The following is a 22,050-nucleotide window of genomic DNA, read 5'->3' as shown; positions in this document are numbered from 1 at the left end:
TTAAACCTTCACCTCAAATATTCGACTATTTGAGTTTTGGGCTGCTAGGCGTCTTAGAATTTCAAGCATTTCTTCATCGGGTATTTGGCGAATAATATCACCGGTTGTGGTCTCATAAATGGTCACCACATCCCTACCCGACTCTTCATCGACCTTAAAGGCAACACCCTTATTGAGGGAGGAGATAAACTCGTTTACCTTCTCCACCATTTTGACTCGCTCTTCATCATTTAGCTCTTGTCTATGTTGAGCTAATTGAATCGCTGCTTCGGTAGCTTCCTCTTTCGATTTCTCTACCTTGCCATAAGATGTTGCTTCTTTTAGTCGCGAAATACTCGACGCACTACTACCTTCATCGCTTGCAATTTTAATGCCATTAGGTGAGCCATAAGGCTGGATGTTCGATGCGTTGGATGATATTTCCATAACACTCTCCCTCCCTCCTTTATGAGCCATACAGTAAAACTCTACCCAGAGTAGAGTTTACCGCTACTTACCGAGGTAAGTTTAGCCCAATAAGCTTAGAGCTGCTGATGGTGATTGTTTTGCTTGAGCTAGGATAGAAGTACTCGCCTGTTGTAGGATTTGAGACTTAGTCATAGCTGTTGTTTCTTTCGCGTAATCGGTATCTTTGATACGGCTCTTAGACGCATTAACGTTTTCGTTAATATTATCTAAGTTGCTAATTGCATGGTCAAAACGGTTTTGGAAAGCACCAAGAGATGCGCGGTTACTATCAACAGATTTTAGTGCGCCATCAATGATAGATACCGCTTCGTTTGCACCTGCAACCGATGTTACGTCGATATCGTTAACAGTAACGTCTTTACCTGCACCGATACCTAATTCACCAGCAAGACTGCCACCGAACTCAACATCACCATCAACTTTTTGGCTTGAAGCGAAAAGTTGCAGTTTACCGCCTTCGCCTACCGAAGCTTTAACGTCTTGGCTTTGACCGTTGATGTAAGTTGCTAGCTCTTCCATATCGTTGCCTTCCTTCGCAGAAATAGACAACTCTTGTGCTTCACCAAACTTATCGTTGTATTTGATCGTTAAGTCAGCACCAGCACCTACACGCCAAGAAGCATCTTTGCCTTCTGTAACGCCGTAGCTCTTACCACCCATGTCTTGAGTGTCGGTACGCATGTTGTTCATAGTCAGCATTACTGCTTCACCAGAATCTGCACCGATTTGGAAAGATTGGCTGCCGTAAGTACCGTTAAGAAGCTTATTACCACCAAAAGAGGTCGTTTCAGCAATACGGTTAAGTTCTGTATTTAGAGCAGAGACTTCTTCTTGGATCGCAACACGTTCAGATTTGCTGTTTGAACCATTTGAAGATTGAAGAGAAAGGTCACGCATACGTTGCAGAATGTTGGTTGACTCATTCATTGCACCTTCAGCTGTCTGTGCAATAGAGATACCGTCATTCGCGTTTTTCACAGCCATATCTAGGCCACGGCTTTGCGACGTTAAGCGGTTAGAGATTTGTAGGCCAGCAGCATCATCTTTTGCGCTATTGATTTTATAGCCAGAAGACAAACGCTCCATTGATTTTTGAGTACCTTCAGCCGCGCTATTTAGGTAGCGCTGAGCCGTCATTGCAGACACATTTGTGCTTACATTAATCGCCATAGTTGATCTCCTTTAGGCATTTTTAATGTACTTATGTGACTCTCACCTCACACAAATACATGTCAATTTTGTTTATGCACCAGTGTCTCTCTCACCTTACATTGGTACATATCATTTCTCTCAATCCCTTTAACGGCCCCTTAATTAGAAGCTTTAATAAAAAATGCGCTTTTTTTCATATTCTTTTCAACAACAAAGGAAAGTGTGATCGGGCTTCAATTAATAGGGCGACATTCGCTAAAGTTTCCCGTTTTCTTGATTATTGAGCGTGGTGTTGAATATAAAACCAAAAGAGATCCCTGAGATCTCGTTCTATTCGATTCTAGGATGACGATGAATCTTCTCATCGACCAATAAGTAGCTCGTCACTCCCTAGAATGATAAGCGAGAACTAAACAAGTCCGCTCATTAAAAGTCAGATTCCTGATACCTCGTTTTACTCGGTTCTGGAATGACGAAAGGTAGCTTCGGTACAATAAGCGATGAAATTATCATTTCCCGATCCCGTCATTCCCTACAGTGAGGAACGAGCGTGATAGGGAATCTCGCTTTTGCTTCTGTTTACCCGCACTACACTTTTCCAAATACACCTTCACCAAATTTCAGGCAATAAAAAACCCAGCCGAAGCTGGGTCTGTTTAGCGCTCATCTCTCACCACGAGCTAATTTGTGGAAGCCTAACGTTAACGCTTATGATCAAAACTACTTATAGTCAACGTGGCCTTTCAATCGATTAACCTAGTAGGCTAAGTGCCGAGTTCGGTGCTTGCTTCGCTTGAGCAAGAATCGAGCTTGAAGCTTGAGAAAGGATCTGAGACTTAGTCATCTGAGTCGTTTCTTTCGCGAAGTCGGTATCTTTAATACGGCTCTTAGATGCATTAACGTTTTCGTTAATGTTGTCTAAGTTGCTGATAGCGTGGTCGAAACGGTTTTGGAAAGCACCCAGTTCAGCACGGTGGCTGTCGACATACTTAAGTGCCGCATCGATAACCGCTACAGACTCTTGTGCGCCGCCAACAGACGTTACGTCGATAGTATCAACCGTTACGTCTTTGCCAGGTTGCATGCCTAGTTCGCCAGCAAGGCTACCAGAGAATGCCACTTCGCCTTCAACTTTGTTGTTACCAGTAAACATTTGTAGCTTACCATCTTCAGTTACAGACGCTTTCACAGAGTCTTGTTGACCGTTGATGTAAGTTGCTAGCTCTTCGATGTCGTCACCCGCTTTTGCGCTGATGTCGATTTCTTGTGCTTGACCGAAGTTATCAGTGAACGACAGTTTTAGGTCGTTAGAGCCAGCTTGAACGTTCCAATCTTTGTCTTTCGCGTTCTCAGTTTGGTAGCTCTTACCACCCATCTGAGCATTATCAGAGCGCATGTCTTTCAGTTGAAGCATTACCGCTTCACCGTTATCCGCACCGATTTGGAATGATTTAGTACCGTGAGTACCGTTAAGCAGCTTGTTGCCACCAAAAGACGTAGTTTCCGCGATACGGTTTAGTTCGTCGTTAAGTGCTGTTACTTCTTCTTGAATCGCTACACGCTCAGATTTTGAGTTTGAGCCGTTTGAAGATTGTAGAGACAAATCACGCATACGTTGCAGGATGTTCGTTGTTTCGTTCATTGCACCTTCAGCAGTTTGTGCAATAGAGATACCGTCATTCGCGTTACGTACAGCAACATCAAGGCCGCGGCTCTGAACATTCAAACGGTTAGAGATTTGTAGGCCCGCAGCGTCATCTTTCGCGCTGTTGATTTTAGAGCCTGAAGCTAGACGCTCCATTGATGTTTGTTGTGCGCTGTTTGCGTTGTTTAGGTAACGTTGTGCTGTCATCGCTGAAACGTTTGTATTTACATTCACTGCCATGGTGATTTCTCCAATTGATTTTCCGGTATAGCGGTTTCCGACGTCTCGGAAAACCAAAGTAGTTCTCTCAAAGTTACTTTTAATAACGGCGCGAAATTCAGAAGCTTTAGAAAAACTTTTAAAAAACCAAAAAAAAATTATTAACCTGATATTTATCAATAATTTAATTTTCATCACTTTCTATTACAGAGATAGATTTCAATTGAAAAAAGATTTCAACCTGTTTAAAAAACGTACGAATCGACATCTAAATTAGTCAAGGTGGAGAAATGATCAATCACCAAAGATCTCTGGGGTAGGCAAATCCTGTGCAATAGATGAAATTATTTGTCGTGAAGAAGAGCCTTCAAATAGAGATCTAAGAAAGGTAGAGCGAGAAAATTCGCAGGGAAGTAAGTAGCAAAAACAAGAAACACAGAAAGGAAAAAGCCCCTTTTCCTTTGAGAGAACCGGGGCTAGTTGGCGCGTCAGAGCCTGTGTGGAGATCATCGAGAAATGAACACATTTCCGACTTGCCGTTGCATTCTTACCGTAAAAATGGATAGCAGGTGAGAGATGAGAGAGCTAAACACTCAATAGTAAGTATGCTTGCCAGTTTCCCTTGCTGCATGGCTCACGTCTGAACACGAGCAGCAAGTTCAACCAATAACTATTGCAACAATGTCATTGCAGAGTTAGGCAACTGTTTTGCTTGAGCAAGTATCGAAGTACCTGCTTGTTGCAGAATTTGTGACTTGGTCATTTGCGTCGTCTCTTTCGCAAAGTCCGTATCTTTGATTCGGCTGTTAGAAGCGTCTACGTTCTCTTGTACGTTTGCCAAGTTATTAATACTGTGGCTTAGACGGTTCTGTTTCGCACCCAAATCAGCACGCTGTGAATCTACGTACTTCATTGCAGAATCAATCACACTGATTGCGTTCTGTGAACCTGCAACGCTTGTTAGGCTGATATCTTGAACTGATGTTGCACGGCCTTCACTCTTAATACCTAGCTCAGATGCTAGACCACCAGAGATAGACATTGAACCCTCAAGATCAGGTTCAGCAACGAACAACTGTAAACGCCCTTCATCGGTAACCGATGCGTTCACTAGATCAGATTGACCATTAATGTAAGTCGCCAGTTCTTCAATATCGTCACCCGCTTTGGTGTTGATATCTAGAATGATGTCTTCGCCCGCTTTAGTCTTAAATTCGAACTTAAGATCGCTTGCAGTTGGCGGCACTTGCCAATCTTTATCTTTCGCGTTTTCTGAATCAAACGTAGTACCACCCATGCGGAAATCATCGGCACGAATGCTAGTCAACGCCATGATCATCGCTTCACCAGAGTTAGAACCAATCTGGAACGACGCTTCACCAAATGAACCATTCAGTAGACGACGGCCACCAAAAGAGGTTGTTTCCGCGATACGGTTAAGCTCATCTTGAAGTGCCATTGACTCTTCGTTCAGTGCAGTACGCTCTGCTGGAGAGTTAGTGCCGTTTGATGATTGAATCGCTAGATCACGCATACGTTGCAGTACGTTGGTTGATTCATTCATCGCGCCTTCAGCGGTTTGAGCAATCGAAATACCGTCGTTAGCATTACGCATTGCTACATCAAGGCCACGAGATTGAGCCGTTAAGCGGTTCGAGATTTGCAGACCTGCTGCATCATCTTTCGCGCTGTTGATCTTGTGACCAGATGACAAACGCTCCATAGAAGTCGCTAAGTCATTAGACGCTTTATTCAGGTAACGTTGTGCTGTCATAGCAGATACGTTAGTGCTTACATTGATAGCCATTTTGCTCTCCTTATGAGTTCGCAAACTTTCTGCGAAGCGGCCAGCTTTACTCTCATATGGATAAGCACTGACCGTGTATTACTCGATAAACCCTATTCAGGGTTTAAGATCTGTATTAATCATTTATAACCAACACAGATACAAGTTGTATGCCAAGTTTAATTTTGTATAAATAATTTTTTAATTAAATAAAAATCAAAAACTTACAAAAAATTAAACGCGATTATGATTGTTTGTTCTTTGAGGGTGAAACAACGTATACCCTCCTGATTGCCGTTTTTTGCCGCTATCTTGAAAAACAAAACGTTTCGTATAAAAAAGCGGCAAGTATTGAAGTCATTCGCACGTATGGCATAGCACATAAGGCAAAGAATCGACTCCATGATGAACAGCAGCTCACCACTAAATACCGATTGATCATTAAATATAATTAAACAAGGTCAGGTCTTTTGTTTTGCCAAACGCTTGTTGTGAAGCTTGGAGTGCTCGAGAGTTTTCATTGAATTCAATGATGGCTTTCGAATAATCCAAGTCTTCAAAGTTGCTTTTTGCTTTCGCCAAAGACAACTTAAAATCTTCATGTTGTTGCTCTTGAATATCCAAGGTACTCAAGCGTGCACCGACATCGGTTCTCGCCTTAGTTAAATGGATAAACGCAGCATGGAACTCTTCTGTTACTTGGTGCAATTTCGCCGTTGCCGATGCATCCGACACAGGGTTTTCTGCCTGTTCTGCCGCCTCTTTGAACGTATCAAAGATAGAGAATGTCTCTCTCGGCTCTAAGGTGATGGAGTCACCCTTAGTGATCTGGCCTTTGACTTGAATATTCAGCCCTTCGTAAACAATGCCTGTCGAAGGATCAAAATCTTCTGCTGCAACCACTGCACCGTCTTTTTCAAGCTGATAAGCGAAATTACCCGTCTGCATGTCGACAAAAGTCACTTTATAAGTAGACCCATCTTCATCGCTGTTGGTCGCACGCCCGAGCAATAACTCAGACGCAGGCTCAAGCTCATATTGAGGCTCGTAATCCCCGAACGGGTTGTCTATTTCCATAAACATTTTGCTGCCGGGATCATTCATCGCCATTTCAAAGCTGCTTGCCACACGCATCTTGCGTTGATAGTCATCACCTTGGTAAGTCACGTTCCCTTCATTATCTCGAAAGAAAGGTTGGTTCTTTGGTTTAGTACCCGCAAATGTGTAGTTACCCGACTCATCTTGAGAGTTGGCTAAATGCAGAAAGTTATTCGCCAGTTCTTGAATTTCACGCTTCTTAGCTAAGCGGTCTTCTGGAGAAAGTGCACCGTTGATCATTTCCATCACGGTTCGTTTTGCTTCATCAGCAAAGCCTTCAGTGTTGGAGACCAATACCTCATGATGTTCAAGACGGTTTCTTACTAAAGTAATCGCATCTACATACTGTTTAAGCTGCTCTGACTGCTGACCAATATTCTGTAAATAGTGCGTCGCCAATGGGTCATCACTCGGCGACTGCAACTTCTTACCAGAAGCGAGCTGCGCTTGGTTGTGATGCACCTTGTTCTCTTGGCGGCGCAAGTCGTTTTGTACTGACTGATAATTGTGGAAGCTAGAGATGCGATTCAACATTTATACCTTCCTATCTCAGAGCCAAAATGGTGTTAAACGTATCGTTGGCTGCTTGCATGATGCGTGACGAAGCCATATACGCTTGTTGAAATTTCATCATATTTGCCGCTTCTTCATCGAGGTTAACCCCCGAAATCGAAGCAATACGTTCTTGAGCTGACTGCTTTTCTAGCGTCGCGATATCACTCAAGCGATTTGCCGTGGAAGACTTCAAGCCCGTATTGGTGTTCAAATTGTGGTAAAGGTCTAAAATCGTAGACTCACCATCATTCAAGATCTTACCTGTTTGGAGATCTTGTAGCTTACGTAGGTTTCCGTTATCGCCTTCTGATGGGACAAGGTTTGCCGTAAATTTATCGTTTGCCACCGCACCGGCTGTTAGCTCAAAGGTGGTGCCATTGATGGTCACAGGCCCTTGTGGCGGATACGGTTGCGGCTGCATTAAAATGTTGCCCTTTGGATCCGTCACGGCAAATTGCTCACCCTTTGGCGATACAACCACTTCGAACTCACGTAATTGGCCAGCCGCTAAAATTTTGAACCCCGCAGTGCCTTTAGCAAAGGTGGTCGATGCCTCATAACTTTGTGCGGCAATATCTCTAGGGTCTTTAGTTTCCATCTGAATCTGCGCAGCAAAGTTGCGCGTAGGGCGCAGTAATAACTTCTCGCCAAGTTCAGGAGGATTACGTATTTCCACTCGCATGCCATCAAGATAAAAAGCGTTACCATTAGAGTCGGTCGTCACCTTAACGGTTTCGCCATTCGGCTTAGTCACGACATAATCACTGCCGTCATACTTAAGGCCGTACTCACCACCTTTTAAGGCAGAGGTGTCATCGATATATACCGCAACATCCGCTGTTGACTGCCCACTAGCCGTGACACGAGATTTTGCCACCAGCTCTGAGTTCACATCGGTGAAAATATCTTGGCCTACGTTGCCGTTGAGATCCAAACCTTGCTCTTGAAGACTATTTACCTTGTACGAAAACGCCGTCGCCAAACGACCAAGCTCATCCATGATTGCTGGAATATGCTCGTCTCGCATGTCTAACATGGCACCGATTTTTCCGTCGATATCACTGCTGGTGATCGGTTTTAAAGACTTCCCTTCAACAATCGCCAAGCGACGCTGATGCGCATCGGGCAAGCCATCAACCATTTTCAGTTGGCTTGCTTCACTACCTGAAACCAAGGTATGGCCATTACCGATATGGACGTTAAATCCTTCGGCGTTTGAGCGCGGATTTACCGTGACTTTGGTATAACCAGACAGCTCATTAATAAGCTTTTCGTGCTGATCCCGAAGGTCGTTATGTGGCCCAGGAGTTCGCATCATTAAGCGTTGTACGTCACGGATCTCGTAAGCCAGTTGGTTAACTCGCTCGATACCCATATCTAACTTTTTATTAGTAGAATCAGACTGTTGTCGAACTGTTTCATGAAATTCGTTCAAGGTTTTAGTTAATAGCCCAGCCTTTTCTAATACAACCTTTCGCGCACCAACATCATTCGGTGTATCGGCCAATGTTTTAACCGAGTCAAACCACTCGTTGAGGTTTTCTGGGATCTTCTTCGAAGCAACCGATGACAACATGCCCGACAGCATATCTAGGTTGGCTTCGGTATCACCTTTGTTGGCGGCATTGGTTGTCGATAGGTTAAGTTCATTGACGGCAAATTGGTCCCAAGAGCGGCGAACATTTTCCACATGCACACCCATACCATAGGTTTGGCCACCGTACTGGCGCGGGTCATTCACACCTTGAATCACAGATTGGCGGCTATAGCCCTCTGTGTTGGCGTTAGAAATGTTATGACCTGTGGTGTTTAGCTGTCTCTGAGCGGTAAGAACACTTTGTGCCCCTACATTCAGAAGATCCGACGCCATAATGCCCCCAAAAAACTTAACAAAATCAGCGCAAACTGATTAACTACAACTGCATATCATCAAGAGATAAAGCAATATATATGCCAATAGATAAAACTGAGAATTCAAAGGCAATAATTTATTGAAGTGTAAGGAGATAACTACAGACTTCGCAGCAAAACTTGAGGTGATAGATAGGAAAAGAGCCTGCCAATGGCAAGCTCTCAATGTTCATTAAAGGTGATTAGTTCATCTCATCAATCTTAGCTTTAACGCGCAATACCTTATCTGCATAGTTAGGGTCAGTTGCGTAACCTGCTTGGTGGATACCTTTGATGAAGTTCTCTGAGTTACCTTGATGCTGCAATGCCGTTTCGTATCTTGGGTTTTCGTTCAAGAACTTCACATAGTCGTTAAAGCTATCTTCAAAGTTTGAGTAAGAACGGAAAGAAGCCGACTCTTTAACGGCTGTTTTACCGTGGAACTCAAGTGTCTGCGTAGCAACCTTATCGCCCTTCCAACTTCTGTCTGCTTTGATGTTGAATAGGTTATTGCTGTTGCCCAAAGAGTTCTTAACCATTTTAGAACCCCAACCCGTTTCAAGGGCAGCTTGTGCCAATAGTAGAGACGAGTCCACACCAAGCGCGCTCGCTGCTTTTTCTGCGTAAGGCTTCATTGAGGTCACAAACGATTCTGGAGAATCAAAGGATACTGGCTGTTTTGCTGCTTGCGCAGATTGTACTTCTGATGCTCGACCTTCTGAACGGCCTGAGTACTGAGGTCTTTGCAATGAAGTATCAAAGCCTTCACTACGAACCTTATCTTCCGTCGCATCGCTTGCTTGACCCGCGCTTAACTGCGCCACAATCATATCCGCAAGACCTAACGAACCCGAAGCACTCAACTCACTCGCCATTTGCTCATCTTGCATTTGGCGATAAAACTGCTCGTTCTGGCTATTCAGCATATCCGATTTGAAGCTTGAGTTTGCATCGCGCATCGACTTAAACAACATTGAGGTAAAAATTGATTCAAACTGCTTTGCCGCAGCGGTTAATGCTTCTTTCTCGCTGCCTTCTTCACCGTTTACCGCTTGTTGACGAAGGCGGTCTAGGCTGCCGATGTCGTGGATAAAGCCGATGTCATTGTTATTCTTAATCATGCTTAACCCCTTAGATAATGATCAATTGGCCTTCAATCGCACCCGCTTGTTTCAGTGCTTGAAGGATTGCCATTAGATCAGAAGGCGCTGCGCCGACTTCGTTAACTGCTCGAACCAAATCATCCAGCGTTAGGCCAGGTTCAAACTTAAACATCTTGCCATCAGCTTCAGTGACTTCGATATCTGAATCAGGAACCACTACTGTTTGGCCGCCAGAAAATGCATTCGGTTGGCTTACGTTGAGATTTTCTTTGATTGCGACCGTCATACCACCGTGCGTTACCGCCGCCGCTTTTAAGCGAACGTGCTTACCAACCACGATCGTACCGGTACGAGAGTTAACAATGATTTTTGCAGAACCTTCTGCAGGGTCGAATTCGATATTTTCAATTGCAGACAGGAAAGCCACACGTTGGCTGATTTCTCGAGGTGCCCGAACTTTTACTGACGTCGCGTCTACCGCAGACGCCATTTGTGGGCCTAAGAAGTTGTTAACCGCATCAGCCAAACGCTGAGCCGTTGTAAAATCTGATTGGATTAGGTTGAAGGTAATATAGTCACCGCGACCGAATGGGGTTGGAATCTCTTGTTCAACCGTTGCACCGCTAGAGATGATGCCAACGTTAGGGTTGTTACCGACAATCTTAGAACCGTCGTTACCCTGCGCGCTAAAACCACTTACTACCAAGTTACCTTGCGCTACGGCATACACCTGGCCATCAAGACCTTTTAAAAAGGTTTGTAGCAGCGTACCACCACGTAGGCTTTTTGCCGAACCGATAGAAGACACGGTTACGTCAACTTCCTGACCTTGCTTAGAGAAAGCTGGCAGTTCAGCAGTCACAATAACAGCCGCTACGTTTTTGGTTTTTGGCTTAGTGCCGGGCGGCAATTGAATGCCAAAATTTTGCAGCATCGCGTTAAACGTTTGATCGGTAAAGGGAGTTGTCTCACCTGTACCCGGCAAACCTGTAACCAAACCGTAGCCAACAAGTTGGTTACTACGAACACCCGCCACTTTTGCCACGTCTTTGATACGCGCAGCATGGGCACTGGTGGCAAGAAATAGCATGCCGAATAGTACGAGTGTTAGTTTTTTCATTGAGTAACCTGTCTGTATTGCTTTAATTTATAATAGCTTAGCTAAATATGGCTGCGTGATAGAGGCTGTCAGTATGTCGACACCCTCTCAAGCTCTACAGTGATACATTAAAGAATCGTGCCAAGAATCCAGGCTCTTGCATATCTTTCTGTACGCCAGTCCCTGAGTACTGAATTCGCGCGTTAGAAACACGGTTTGAAGCGATGGTATTTTCGAAGTCAATATCGTCTGGACGGATGGTGCCGCTTAGGCGGATGTACTCATCGCCCGTGTTCAGTGTCATCCACTTCTCACCACGAACCACTAGGTTACCATTGGCTAATACTTCGATGACTTCAACGGTAATGTAACCGCTGATACTGTTACTTTGGTTGGCTGACGCATCACCCGCAAAGGTATTGGTGTTGCTCAGATCGTAAGAGAAGTTGTACTTGTCGATCGTCAGCTCTTGACCACCAACAGCCAGTGGCTCCATCGATGCATCATTCGACTTAGACATGTCTGCGTTGGCTTTTTTGGTCGCTCGAGTATTCTCATCTAGCGCCACTGTAATGATGTCACCAATACCACGCGGTTTTGAATCGTCATACATGCTGCCAATGTGGTTCACATTGAACAAAGAGCCCGTTGCCGCTGCGTAATGCTCTGGTTTCTGCTTTGGGTTGATTGGTGCCCATGCAGGGTCACCGGCAATTGGATCGGTTCGCCCACGAAGCGTGTCGATAATGCCTGAGCTCTCTTGAGCCGACTTATCACCTTCAACAGCATCAACCACTGTGGTTGCATTTTCTTCTGCCGGAGTCTCGATCGGGTCCAGAACAGCACACCCCGACATAGACATAAACAAAGCTAAACAAAAAATACGTTTCATGGCGATATACTCTCAGCAGGCAGTGGTAAATGGGTCAATTAGCAAAAACAGATCGATTAATTAAAAAAGTAAACGGCGAATAAACCAATTACAGCTGTTGGTTAACAAAGCTCATCATCTTGTCTACTGACGAGATAACTTTCGAGTTCATTTCGTATACACGCTGAGCTTCAATCATGTTTACCAGCTCTTCGGTTACGTTTACGTTCGATGTTTCTAGCATCGATTGGCGGATGTTACCTAGGCCATCAAAACCCGGTACACCCTCTTGTGGGTCGCCACTCGCGCCAGTTGGCAAGTAAAGGTTTTGACCTACTGGCTCTAGACCACCTGGGTTTACAAAGTCAGTAATGGTAATTTGACCAACCACGACGTTGTTTTGCTCACCACGTAGACGAACAGATACTTCACCGTCGTTACCAACCGTTACTGAGATCGCGTCTTCAGGAATCACAATTTCTGGTTGTAGAGGATAACCTTGGCCCGACGTTACGATCGCGCCTTCACCGTTCAGTGTGAACTGACCATTGCGGCTGTAACCTGTTTCACCGTCTGGCATTTCAACTTGGAAGAAACCGTCGCCTTCAATCATCATGTCTAGGCTGTTAGACGTCGTTTGTGCGTTACCGTGAGTATGCACTTTTTGAGTTGCCACTACCTTAGAACCCGCACCCAGCATCAAACCACTTGGCAGCTCAGTATTCTGAGATGATTGACCACCCGGTTGATTAATATTCTGGTAGAACAGATCTTCAAATACCGCGCGGCTCTTTTTAAAGCCAATAGTCGAGGCGTTGGCAAGGTTGTTCGAAATCGTTGAGATATTGGTTTGTTGGGCGTCTAAACCCGTTTTACTTACCCATAATGCTGGATGCATAGCAATGTCCTTTAAATTCTATTAGCTCATACGAAGCAGTGAATCAGACGACTTGTCCATTTCCTCTGCTGTGCTCATCATCTTGACCTGCATTTCAAACTGACGTTGTAAGTCAATTAGGCTGGTCATTTCACCTACGGCATTTACGTTACTGCCTTCGATAGCACCTTTTAGCAACGTTACCGCTGCATCTGCTTCGTATGCCTGATCTGGGTTTTTCGAACGGAATAGACCATTCGTATCTTTAAACAAACTTTGGTTGTCTGGACGCACAAGCTTAATACGATCAACCACGGCCAATTCTTCAGCTGGAGCGCCTTGAGGAATCACCGAAATCGTACCGTCAGTACCAATTTCTACTTTACTGATTGGGATGGGCAGTGTGATTGGCGCATCGTTCTCACCTAGCACCAAATGGCCACTTGCATTAGTTAGCAAACCGTTTTGGTCAACCTTAAGGTTACCGTTACGCGTTAAACCTTCGCGGCCGGTGTTATCCATCACTGAAATCCAACCATCACCTTGAACGGTAACATCGAGATCTCGACCAGTGGTAACCACACTACCTTGCGCGAAATTATGACCAGGACGCTCTGTCATGCTGAAAACACGAGTAGGCATGCCTTCACCATACGCTTGCATTGAACGTGCTTGTGCTAAATCAGCACGGAAACCCGTTGTACTCACGTTGGCAAGGTTGTTTGCACGTAGCTGCAAAGCCTGCATATTTTGCTTTGCGCCACTCATGGCAAGAAACAGTGCGCGATCCATAATTTTGCTCCAAAAAATCATCTTCTAGAGCTTATAAAGCAAACACTGTGCCAATATTTTTAACTGTTATTTATCAATAATTTAAATAGAAAATGTTCAAAGAGGGGTGATCATTAAAGGATCATTCAGGAAGAATTGTTGCCAGTGGCATTACCGTGCGGCAATAGGAGCGGCAAATAAGAAGACAAACAACAATACCCAATTCAATAACATTGAATTGGGTATTCGCAGATGATTCAAACGCTCGAAACGATTAACGAATCTGAAGAATATTCTGTTGTAGCTGGTTGTGTACTTCTAGAGAACGCGAGTTCGCTTGGAAGTTACGTTGAGCAGAAATCAAATCAACCAGTTCTTGAGTCATATCGATGTTCGACTGCTCTAGCGAACCGTTGTTGATGCTACCAAATGAACCTTTGTTCGATTCACCCCAGATCTTGTCACCAGAGTCGTTGGTAGAATCCCATTGAGTACCGCCTTTCTTATCCAGACCTTGCTCATTTGGTACACGAACCAAGCCTACACGGCCAAGCATCACGTTTTCACCATTTGAGTAAGTACCCAGAACACTGCCGTACTCATCGAAATCGATTTTTGTTAAGAAACCTGTTGTCGCACCATCTTCATCAAATTTAGTCAATTCAAACGGAGCGGCAAACTGAGTTGAAGAATCTAGACCAAACTTAAGCACTTGAGTTGGATCAGCACCGTTCAAGTCAATAGGGTTCGCACCAGCACCCAGTGGTTCCGAGTTAATCGGCTGACCATTGTTCAGGCTTGCTAACGTACCGTCATTGTTGAACTTCATAGTGTGACCAACATGACCTTGTGCATTCGTCGCATCACCACCAGTAATGTTGACCGGCTTTTCACCGTTCTCATCTGACATGGTGTAGTACGTTTGCCAAGTGTTTGGTTGAGTCTGATCTTTGAGGTAGTAAGTCGTTAACTTGTAAGACTGACCCATAGAATCGTATACCGTCGAAGACGTTGCACGGTTATAAGTATCAGCATCTTTGAAGTTAAATGCAGCCGGGTCTTTAAGATCACCGTTTGCAGGAAGGTTAACCCCTACTTCAATGTTTTCTGTCTGTTTTGGTTTACCAAACTCAGCAGGAATGTCGAGAGGCTTTGGCGCGTAAGAAAGAACTTCACCCGAGTTTGGATCAACATCGTAACCTAAAAGAAACTCATCGTTAGCGGTAACCATGTAGTTGTCTTTGTTTAAGTGAAATGCACCATTACGCGTTAATTCGTTAATCTCTGGCACCATGCGGTCTTTCGATACTGCAAAGAAACCTGTACCACTTACACGTAAGTCCATTGGGTTGTTCGTATAAATACTTGAACCTTCGTGGAACTGTTGCGCCACTTGGCTAGCTTGCGCACCGCCACCTGCCGTCGTTTTTGCGTTAGTGAACAACGAGCTTGAGTAAACATCACCGAACTCGGCACGAGACTCTTTAAAGCCAAATGTGTTCGCGTTCGCAATGTTGTTACTGGTTGTATTCAGGTCTAATTGTGCAGCGGATAGGCCGCTTAAAGCTACATATGACATTCCATTATTCTCCTAATCTATCTAGCTAGCATAGTCACTCAATAAAGAGCTACGCTTTACCAACTTCTAGTACTTCAGCAAGTCGTACTGGCGATGTGAAACCAGCCAGATTGAGTAGTACGTTGCCATCGCCCTTACCAAGAAGCACACTGTTCACGTTCGCATAACTGGAAACTTGGAACTCTGTGTTCTCGCCATCCAGCAAACCTGACGCTTTCACGTTGTATTTACCGGCCGGCAATGGGTTACCGTCTTCGTCTTTTCCGTCCCATTCAACACGTGTATCACCAGATGGTTTAGAGCCGATATCAAATGTGCGAACTAATTGGCCAACTTCGTTCTCAACACGGACCATTACATTGTCCATTGCCTGAGGAAGCTTAACCATTGCCGCCATACCGCCATCACCGGGTTTTACACCTGCCGCACCAGGAACCAATACATCACGGCCAACCAAAGAGGATGCCTGAAGTGCTTGGTTAGAGGTCATTGATGAATTCAAGCTTTCAAACTGTGTATTCATTTTGCCAATGCCATCTACGGTCGCAAATGAAGCCATTTGCGCAATCATCTGGTCATTGCTAACCGGCTTGAAAGGGTCTTGTTGTGCTAGTTGCTTAGTCAACAAAGATAAGAAGTCTTCTTGTTTGAGATCCTGCTTACCTGTTGTTTCGTCGGGCTTTTTAGCGCCATCTTGAAGACTCTTCAGCTGGTCAACATAGGACAAGCCGCTTTGACCAACATTGTTGTTGATTCCAGCCATGTGCTACCTCCTTATCCTTATTGACCCATCTGCAGCGTACGCAGCAGCATTTGTTTACTCGAGTCAGCAACCTGTACGTTCGTTTGATACGCACGTGATGCCGAAATCATGTTTGCCATCTCTTCCATAACGTTCACGTTAGGCTTGTAGATGTAGCCTTCGTTGTTCGCTAATGGGTGATCCGGGTTGTACTCCGCACTCAGCGGCTTATCGCTTTCCACAATACCTAGTACTTTCACAGGCACAGTGTGGTCACTGTTGCGTGCTCGATTTAACTCAGCGCCGAACACTGCGTGACGAGCCTTGTAAGTTTCTTCAGCAGAACTACTTACACTGTCCGCGTTCGCAAGGTTGCTCGAGGTCGTATTTAGACGAACAGATTCAGCACTCATCGCAGAACCAGTCACATTGAATACATTAAATAAGCTCATCTAATTATTCCCCTTTAATCGCTTTAGTTAAATTCTTGAACTTGCTTCCTAAGAAGTCGAGAGAGGCTTGATGCCTAATTTGGTTTTGCATGAAAAGGTTTCTTTCCAAATCCAAATCAACCGTGTTGCCATCTCCTGTATCAGGTTGTGTAGGAATGCGATACTTCGTTTCCCCGTTCACCGTTGTTGAGGCAGAAATGTGCCGACCATCTGTACGGCTAAGACCAATGCTTGCCCCAGAACTTGCCGCTTGCAGTGATTTCTTAAAGTCTAATCCCTTTGCTTTATACCCAGGCGTGTTTGCTTGCGCGATATTGGTGGAAAGCACCTCAGCGTTACGCTCACGTACACCAACTGTGTGCTGGTGAATGCCCAAAGCATTGTCAAAAGAAATAGCCATGTAAACCTCAACTCAAGAACTGACTGTTATGAAATAACCAAAGCAATATATATACCAACTTTTAAAACAAGGCGGTCTATCAATGCTTTTACAGGTTACTCGTGGGTAAACTTGCAATATACAAGCCAAAAAATAGAGTAAATTGGAATGTCACTCTGACTTAAAGATATAGCTTAAGTAGGAAAAAGAAAACCCAGCACTTGGCTGGGTTTTAAATTTAGATGGTAACGTTACACCTAATATGGGTGTCGCTCGTTACTTTAATTTGTAGATGATGCCTGGATTACAGCGAACCATTTCAAAACGATCCGTTAAGCCTGTTAACGATTCAGACGCACCCAATAGTAAGTAACCACCAGGGTTCAGGCTATTTGCCATCTGGTTAAGTACCTTTGACTTCATATCAGGCGAGAAGTAAATCAGCACGTTACGACAGAAAATAATGTCGAACTTGCCTAACAATGCATAGCTGTCCATCAGGTTCTGAGGGCGGAAGTTCACCATGCGCTTGACGTTATCTTTCACTTTCATACGGCCATCGCCCGCATCTTCAAAGAAAGTACGACGGCGCTCTGGAGAAAGTCCACGTCCCAATGCAAGGTTGTCGTAAGCGCCAGTGCGGCACATATCCAACATACTTGCTGAGATGTCAGTTGCGGTAATCGATACATTTGGCAGCATACCCGGCTTACGAGCTTGAGTTTCAAGAATCGTCATTGCCATTGAGTATGCTTCTTGGCCTGAAGAGCTTGCCGCAGACCAAATCTTAATAGGACGTTTATTTGCCGCTATTTCCGGTAGAAGCTTATCCGCAAGCACAGCAAACGGGTAAGTATCACGGAACCAAAGTGTCTCGTTCGTCGTCATGGCATCGACAGCAGCCACACGCAGCTCACGGTTTCGACCTGTTACTACATCTCTCAACAAATCAGACAACGAAGCTAACTTAAACTTCGTTACTAATGGGCTTAGACGACTGCGCACTAAGTACTGCTTGCTGTCACCTAATACAATGCCACATTGAGATTCTAAGAAACGGCTGAAATCGCGATACTCTTGATCACTTATTGTTATAGCAGTCATTAATGTCTCTTTTAGTTAGTTAACGCAGCTTTTACCGCTGCACCAAGCTCATCCGGGTTGAATTTAGCGATGAAGGAGTTAGCTCCAACACGCTCAACCATGGCTTGGTTAAATACACCACTCAACGATGAGTGTAAAATTACGTATAAATCTTTAAGTTCGGCGTGACGACGAATCTCAGCAGTCAGCGTGTATCCATCCATTTCTGGCATTTCGATATCAGAAATCACCAATGAAATCTGATCGTAAATACTGCCTTCTGATGACATCTGCATCAGCTTCTCATAGGCTTCTTTACCATCCTTCACCGAGATAACTTCAAAACCAATCGACTCAATAGCACGCTGAACCTGCTTACGAGCAACCGTTGAATCATCAGCAATCAAGATGCGACGAACCAGTTCTTTCTCTTGTTCTACTTTCGCAATATCTTCAGCAATCTTGCTGTCCATTGTTTCATCAACAGGAGAAATTTCTGCAAGGATCTTCTCAACATCAAGAATTTCTACCAATTCATTATCAATGTTGGTTACTGCTGTCAGGTAGTTAGCTCTACCTGCGCCATCCGGCGGCGGAAGAATCGATTCCCAGTGCATGTTAATAATGCGCTCTACTGAACTTACCAAGAAACCTTGAATGGTTCGGTTAAACTCAGAGATAACCACAAAACACTTTTCAACATCCGTTGTAGGACGGCCACCAATCGCTAAGCTCAAGTCGATCACAGAGATCGTTTGGCCACGAATGTGTGCTACACCTTTAACCAGTGGGTTCAAATTTGGCATCTTTGTCAACTTAGGGCATTGAAGCACTTCTTTTACTTTAAAGACATTAATGCCGTAACGCTGACGCCCCATTAGGCGAAAGGTTAGTAATTCTAATCGGTTTTGACCGACGAGTTGCGTACGCTGATTCACCGAATCAAGAATACCCGTCATGAGCTCATCTCCATATCAAACTTTTTTGTATAAAAAGTGTTAGTCTACTGCAGGCTACGAACCACCAGAGAAACGGAATGACGTATTATAAATCAAATTTGCCACCTCTTTCTATAGCAATGTGTAGAGCTACTTTTAAAACTGTCGCTAAGTTTATCGGCATTTTATCAATATTGTTTAGTTTTTTTGTGCAAGCTGCGACCCCAGAACAAATTGAGATGATTCAGTCTGCAGCGGAGCAACATATCCTTGATACGGTAGAGCAGCCACAAGGTGGCGAACTCTTTGTTAATTCAGCAAATGTTGACTCAAGAATCAAAGCGACAGACTGCCCAGTGCCTTTAGAGACCAGTGCTTCAACGACCACTAATACCCGCAGCAGTATTACGGTTTTAGTGCAATGTGTTCCTGATGAGTGGCGAGTTTATGTACCCGTTCGCCTTTCGATGTCGGTGCCTCTTGTCACCACCACTCGCTCACTCGCGAGAGGCGAAATCGTCGGTCAATACGATGTCACCACCGCTACGATTTCTCTTAACAAGTTTCGTCGCCAAGGTTTCACAGCTCCACAACAAGTCATCGGCGCTAAGGTAAAAAAGAACCTAAGACCGGGTGATGTTGTAGAAAGAGGTGATATCTGTGTCGTGTGCCGAAACGAGAAGGTTATCATACAGGCAGTAAAAGGTGGCATGACCATTACCACCAAAGGAACTGCGCTTACCGATGGCTCTATGGGTGATCAAGTAAGAGTGAAAAATGATAAATCACAGCGTATAATTGAAGGGATTGTTACCAGCATGTCTGAAGTCACGGTTTACTTTTAACTCTTTACTTCTAAATTGACGGTATCGTTAGCGATTTCACCCTCAACTCTAACGCCAAATATAACGGCTGCGGTGTTTTGTCCCTTTTCGACTATTGAGCTAAAAATTGCTAAAGTATTCGAACCCTTGGTCGATATTGACTGTACAGGTTCCCATTTTTGAAGAAAAAGGCTTAACTATGGCAGGCATTGATAATATTCGTTCAGGGCAAACCCTAACGACCACTAACCGATCAGCAGTACGCTCTGATTCTAGTTCTGAGGCATCACGCTCTGATGTATCAACTAAATCACCAGCAAGCAAAGATGCGGTTTCACTGAGCCAACAAGGCAAAGCGATTGGTCAGCTCCACCAAGATATGGCAGCACAGCCAAGCTTTGATTCTGTGAAAGTAGCAGCGATCAAAGAAGCAATTGCGAACGGTTCATACACTGTCGATCCAGAAAAACTGGCAGACAACATGATCAAGTTCGAAGATGAATTAAAAGGCCTTTAAGCCAACACTCACTTTTGATTGAAGTGATTGTCTTAAAGCACACGAGGTTATGAATAGGTTTACGTTATGGCGGCACTAGCAGATTTAGTTAATTTTCAACTTCAAAATGCCAAAGCCTTATCTGAATTATTAAGTTCAGAGAAAACCGCTATTACGAGCCGACAATCAAACGATATTGAGCGAATCGCCAAAGAAAAAGTGGTCCTAGTTGAACAACTAAGATCAACCGATCAGCGAATCGCAGCCCATACCAATATCTCAGAACTGACCGAGAATCCTGAACTTGCTCAGTTAGTCACAAAGATCCAGTCCATAGTGCACGATTGCCAGCAAGCGAATCTTGTGAACGGCGAAGCCTTGAATCGAGCGCACCTTAGCTTCAAAAAACTCAGTAATATGATGCAGCAAAGCCACGGAAAAATTGGCATGACCTACAATGCCGGTGGTCAAACGCATACTATCTCTACGCTGGGAACCAACGTAAAAGCATAGTTAAACTCCCTCTATTCAATAATATCTTTAGTCACCTTCCTGCTCGTATCTATATCTATATCTATATCTATATCTGTATTTGTATCTGTATCTCAGCCTATCCTTAGCATGACATCCGTCAAAACTCCCACTAGATCGGTAAATGCGCCGAACAAATCGACAGACACAAAAAAGCGGCAAGTATTTTCATACTTGCCGCTTTTTTATTCATATTAGTTATTAGTTGCCGATACGCCATCTGGAAAACGAGAGCAGCCAATATAACTGGATAATCCTATCGCTAGACGCCCGTTAGGCTAGAACAACGTTTGTTGTCTCTTTTCAGGTACAGGCTGAACTTCACCGTAATTACGTAGCTGTTCCATCTTACGGATATCAAGCTGAAGCTCTGTTACATAGCTATCACCCACTGGGTAGCTGCGTACCACTTCTGCACCGCGGATTACGCCATCAACCGCACCAGAAGTACGTTCTGTACCAAGGCGTTGATCTTCAAGCTCTGCTCGACCACTCACACGCATACCATAGACTTGCTCAGCAAGTTCACGATAGGCATCGATCTTGGAAGCTCTCATCGCACGGATACGTCTTTCTTCGTCGTTACGTCCCTTCTGCTCGCTGATACTCGCGTAACCAACGGCAACCAAGTAGTCGTCTGGCCTCATGTTTTGCAGTGGCTGACAGCCAACAAGCAGTAAAGCGGCAACAACAAATATTAACTTCTTCATCTCGAACTCCTAAGGGCGAAGAATAACAGTATAAGGCTGGCTGATCGTTGGGTCAGAACGAATGATAACGCCATCTTGAGTTCGAATACTGTTCAGAGTATCTAGGTCACGACCAATACGGTCTGCAGGCAAGAAGCCTTGTGCCGTCGCCACGACAATCCGAGTTTGCATGCCAACAACACGAGCATTGACTAACACACCGCCTTCTTGGCGAAGCATAGTGCCTGTCAGTACGTACTGTACGTCTTGCTCTTGAGCTAAGTCTTTCCAATCGCGGCTTAACGCGAAGTCACCTTGGTGAGTCACTTGGATCGAACCTGTTGTTTTGAAATCAACCACCTTGAAGCCACGACGCTGAAACTGATGAATAAAACCTTCTGAAACTGAATTACCTAGCCAGTTTGTTGTGTCCATGTGTTGTAGGTCAACAAACGAAGTAATCGCTATCGGAGTTCTTGCGGAGATACTCGTATTCGAAATGATCAGATCTTCGGTCATACTTTCCACGAAGAAATCCATGGTATGACGAGGGCTATCCATCAACATAAACTGACTGCCTGAATATTCAGACTTGCCGTTATAGATTGGCGAATAAGCGCATGAGGTCAACAACATGACACTCATTACTACGAGCCATTTTTTCATTCTCTTATCTCCAGATAGGTTTAGTGCTCCCTGTTCCAATATGTTCTCACCATTATTCTTTTCAATGGATTACAATGTTGGAACAGTCTTTGCTTTTCATTAATGGTTCAGATTAAGAAAAACGCACTTAAGTCAGC

22 protein-coding genes are annotated in these 22,050 nt (G+C 44.4%); 3 read left to right on the top strand and 19 right to left on the bottom strand.

What is annotated here, in order from left to right; translation table 11 throughout:
* The 17 genes from flaG to BCU34_RS02465 all read right to left on the bottom strand — a co-directional run bounded on the left by flaG (window position 1) and on the right by BCU34_RS02465 (window position 18,728).
* Window positions 1–426 (bottom strand): flagellar protein FlaG, encoded by a 426-nt coding sequence (flaG, locus tag BCU34_RS02545; protein ID WP_048661526.1) that lies wholly within the window; start codon window positions 424–426, stop codon window positions 1–3.
* Between the two features lie 81 nt (window positions 427–507).
* Window positions 508–1,638: a flagellin gene (locus BCU34_RS02540; RefSeq protein WP_048661527.1), complete on the bottom strand. Its 1,131-nt coding sequence runs from the start codon at window positions 1,636–1,638 to the stop codon at window positions 508–510.
* Window positions 1,639–2,371: 733 nt separating this feature from the next.
* Complete coding sequence (locus BCU34_RS02535; RefSeq protein ID WP_048659821.1) at window positions 2,372–3,505, bottom strand: flagellin; 1,134 nt, start codon at window positions 3,503–3,505, stop codon at window positions 2,372–2,374.
* Between the two features lie 649 nt (window positions 3,506–4,154).
* Window positions 4,155–5,291, bottom strand: coding sequence for a flagellin (locus BCU34_RS02530; RefSeq protein WP_076651682.1), 1,137 nt, complete (start codon window positions 5,289–5,291; stop codon window positions 4,155–4,157).
* Window positions 5,292–5,711: 420 nt separating this feature from the next.
* Window positions 5,712–6,902, bottom strand: a complete 1,191-nt coding sequence (flgL, locus tag BCU34_RS02525; protein WP_048661936.1) for a flagellar hook-associated protein FlgL — start codon at window positions 6,900–6,902, stop codon at window positions 5,712–5,714.
* A gap of 10 nt (window positions 6,903–6,912) precedes the next feature.
* Entirely contained in the window at window positions 6,913–8,793 is a 1,881-nt protein-coding gene (gene flgK / locus BCU34_RS02520) for a flagellar hook-associated protein FlgK (protein ID WP_102478908.1), read from the bottom strand.
* A gap of 223 nt (window positions 8,794–9,016) precedes the next feature.
* The gene (flgJ, locus tag BCU34_RS02515; protein ID WP_048661934.1) at window positions 9,017–9,934 is read right to left on the bottom strand and encodes a flagellar assembly peptidoglycan hydrolase FlgJ; all 918 of its coding nucleotides are present in this window, start codon (window positions 9,932–9,934) and stop codon (window positions 9,017–9,019) included.
* Between the two features lie 10 nt (window positions 9,935–9,944).
* On the bottom strand, window positions 9,945–11,036 hold the full coding sequence (locus BCU34_RS02510) for a flagellar basal body P-ring protein FlgI (protein ID WP_017106350.1): 1,092 nt from the start codon (window positions 11,034–11,036) through the stop codon (window positions 9,945–9,947).
* Window positions 11,037–11,130: 94 nt separating this feature from the next.
* On the bottom strand, window positions 11,131–11,907 hold the full coding sequence (gene flgH, locus BCU34_RS02505) for a flagellar basal body L-ring protein FlgH (protein WP_017064132.1): 777 nt from the start codon (window positions 11,905–11,907) through the stop codon (window positions 11,131–11,133).
* A gap of 88 nt (window positions 11,908–11,995) precedes the next feature.
* Window positions 11,996–12,784 carry a flagellar basal-body rod protein FlgG gene (flgG, locus tag BCU34_RS02500; RefSeq protein WP_017062259.1) on the bottom strand — a complete coding sequence of 263 codons (789 nt, stop codon included), beginning with the start codon at window positions 12,782–12,784 and terminating at the stop codon, window positions 11,996–11,998.
* Window positions 12,785–12,805: 21 nt separating this feature from the next.
* Window positions 12,806–13,555, bottom strand: coding sequence for a flagellar basal body rod protein FlgF (locus BCU34_RS02495; protein WP_019825277.1), 750 nt, complete (start codon window positions 13,553–13,555; stop codon window positions 12,806–12,808).
* A 253-nt stretch (window positions 13,556–13,808) separates the two neighbouring features.
* The gene (gene flgE / locus BCU34_RS02490; protein ID WP_017062260.1) at window positions 13,809–15,113 is read right to left on the bottom strand and encodes a flagellar hook protein FlgE; all 1,305 of its coding nucleotides are present in this window, start codon (window positions 15,111–15,113) and stop codon (window positions 13,809–13,811) included.
* A gap of 49 nt (window positions 15,114–15,162) precedes the next feature.
* Window positions 15,163–15,876 (bottom strand): flagellar hook assembly protein FlgD, encoded by a 714-nt coding sequence (flgD, locus tag BCU34_RS02485; protein WP_010439286.1) that lies wholly within the window; start codon window positions 15,874–15,876, stop codon window positions 15,163–15,165.
* 17 nt (window positions 15,877–15,893) lie between these two features.
* On the bottom strand, window positions 15,894–16,307 hold the full coding sequence (gene flgC / locus BCU34_RS02480) for a flagellar basal body rod protein FlgC (protein ID WP_017631739.1): 414 nt from the start codon (window positions 16,305–16,307) through the stop codon (window positions 15,894–15,896).
* A 4-nt stretch (window positions 16,308–16,311) separates the two neighbouring features.
* On the bottom strand, window positions 16,312–16,707 hold the full coding sequence (flgB, locus tag BCU34_RS02475; protein ID WP_004736175.1) for a flagellar basal body rod protein FlgB: 396 nt from the start codon (window positions 16,705–16,707) through the stop codon (window positions 16,312–16,314).
* 255 nt (window positions 16,708–16,962) lie between these two features.
* Window positions 16,963–17,790 (bottom strand): protein-glutamate O-methyltransferase, encoded by an 828-nt coding sequence (locus tag BCU34_RS02470; protein ID WP_004736174.1) that lies wholly within the window; start codon window positions 17,788–17,790, stop codon window positions 16,963–16,965.
* 11 nt (window positions 17,791–17,801) lie between these two features.
* Window positions 17,802–18,728, bottom strand: a complete 927-nt coding sequence (locus tag BCU34_RS02465) for a chemotaxis protein CheV (protein ID WP_019825285.1) — start codon at window positions 18,726–18,728, stop codon at window positions 17,802–17,804.
* Between the two features lie 77 nt (window positions 18,729–18,805).
* Between BCU34_RS02465 and flgA the strand changes: the two genes are divergently transcribed.
* The 3 genes from flgA to BCU34_RS02450 all read left to right on the top strand — a co-directional run bounded on the left by flgA (window position 18,806) and on the right by BCU34_RS02450 (window position 20,540).
* Window positions 18,806–19,552 (top strand): flagellar basal body P-ring formation chaperone FlgA, encoded by a 747-nt coding sequence (flgA, locus tag BCU34_RS02460; protein ID WP_102478909.1) that lies wholly within the window; start codon window positions 18,806–18,808, stop codon window positions 19,550–19,552.
* A gap of 178 nt (window positions 19,553–19,730) precedes the next feature.
* Window positions 19,731–20,048 (top strand): flagellar biosynthesis anti-sigma factor FlgM, encoded by a 318-nt coding sequence (flgM, locus tag BCU34_RS02455; RefSeq protein ID WP_017062263.1) that lies wholly within the window; start codon window positions 19,731–19,733, stop codon window positions 20,046–20,048.
* A gap of 66 nt (window positions 20,049–20,114) precedes the next feature.
* Window positions 20,115–20,540 carry a flagella synthesis protein FlgN gene (locus BCU34_RS02450; RefSeq protein WP_017064136.1) on the top strand — a complete coding sequence of 142 codons (426 nt, stop codon included), beginning with the start codon at window positions 20,115–20,117 and terminating at the stop codon, window positions 20,538–20,540.
* 296 nt (window positions 20,541–20,836) lie between these two features.
* Here BCU34_RS02450 and flgP read toward each other — a convergent pair whose 3' ends face one another.
* Together flgP and BCU34_RS02440 are read right to left on the bottom strand one after the other, a co-directional pair.
* Entirely contained in the window at window positions 20,837–21,268 is a 432-nt protein-coding gene (flgP, locus tag BCU34_RS02445; RefSeq protein WP_017062265.1) for a flagellar assembly lipoprotein FlgP, read from the bottom strand.
* Window positions 21,269–21,277: 9 nt separating this feature from the next.
* Window positions 21,278–21,913: a FlgO family outer membrane protein gene (locus BCU34_RS02440; protein ID WP_017064137.1), complete on the bottom strand. Its 636-nt coding sequence runs from the start codon at window positions 21,911–21,913 to the stop codon at window positions 21,278–21,280.
* Between the last annotated feature and the right edge of the window lie 137 nt (window positions 21,914–22,050).

This window comes from Vibrio sp. 10N.286.45.E10 (assembly GCF_002874195.2).
Classification (GTDB): Bacteria; Pseudomonadota; Gammaproteobacteria; order Enterobacterales; family Vibrionaceae; genus Vibrio; species Vibrio crassostreae.
This window is presented reverse-complemented; position numbering and strand designations above follow the sequence as displayed.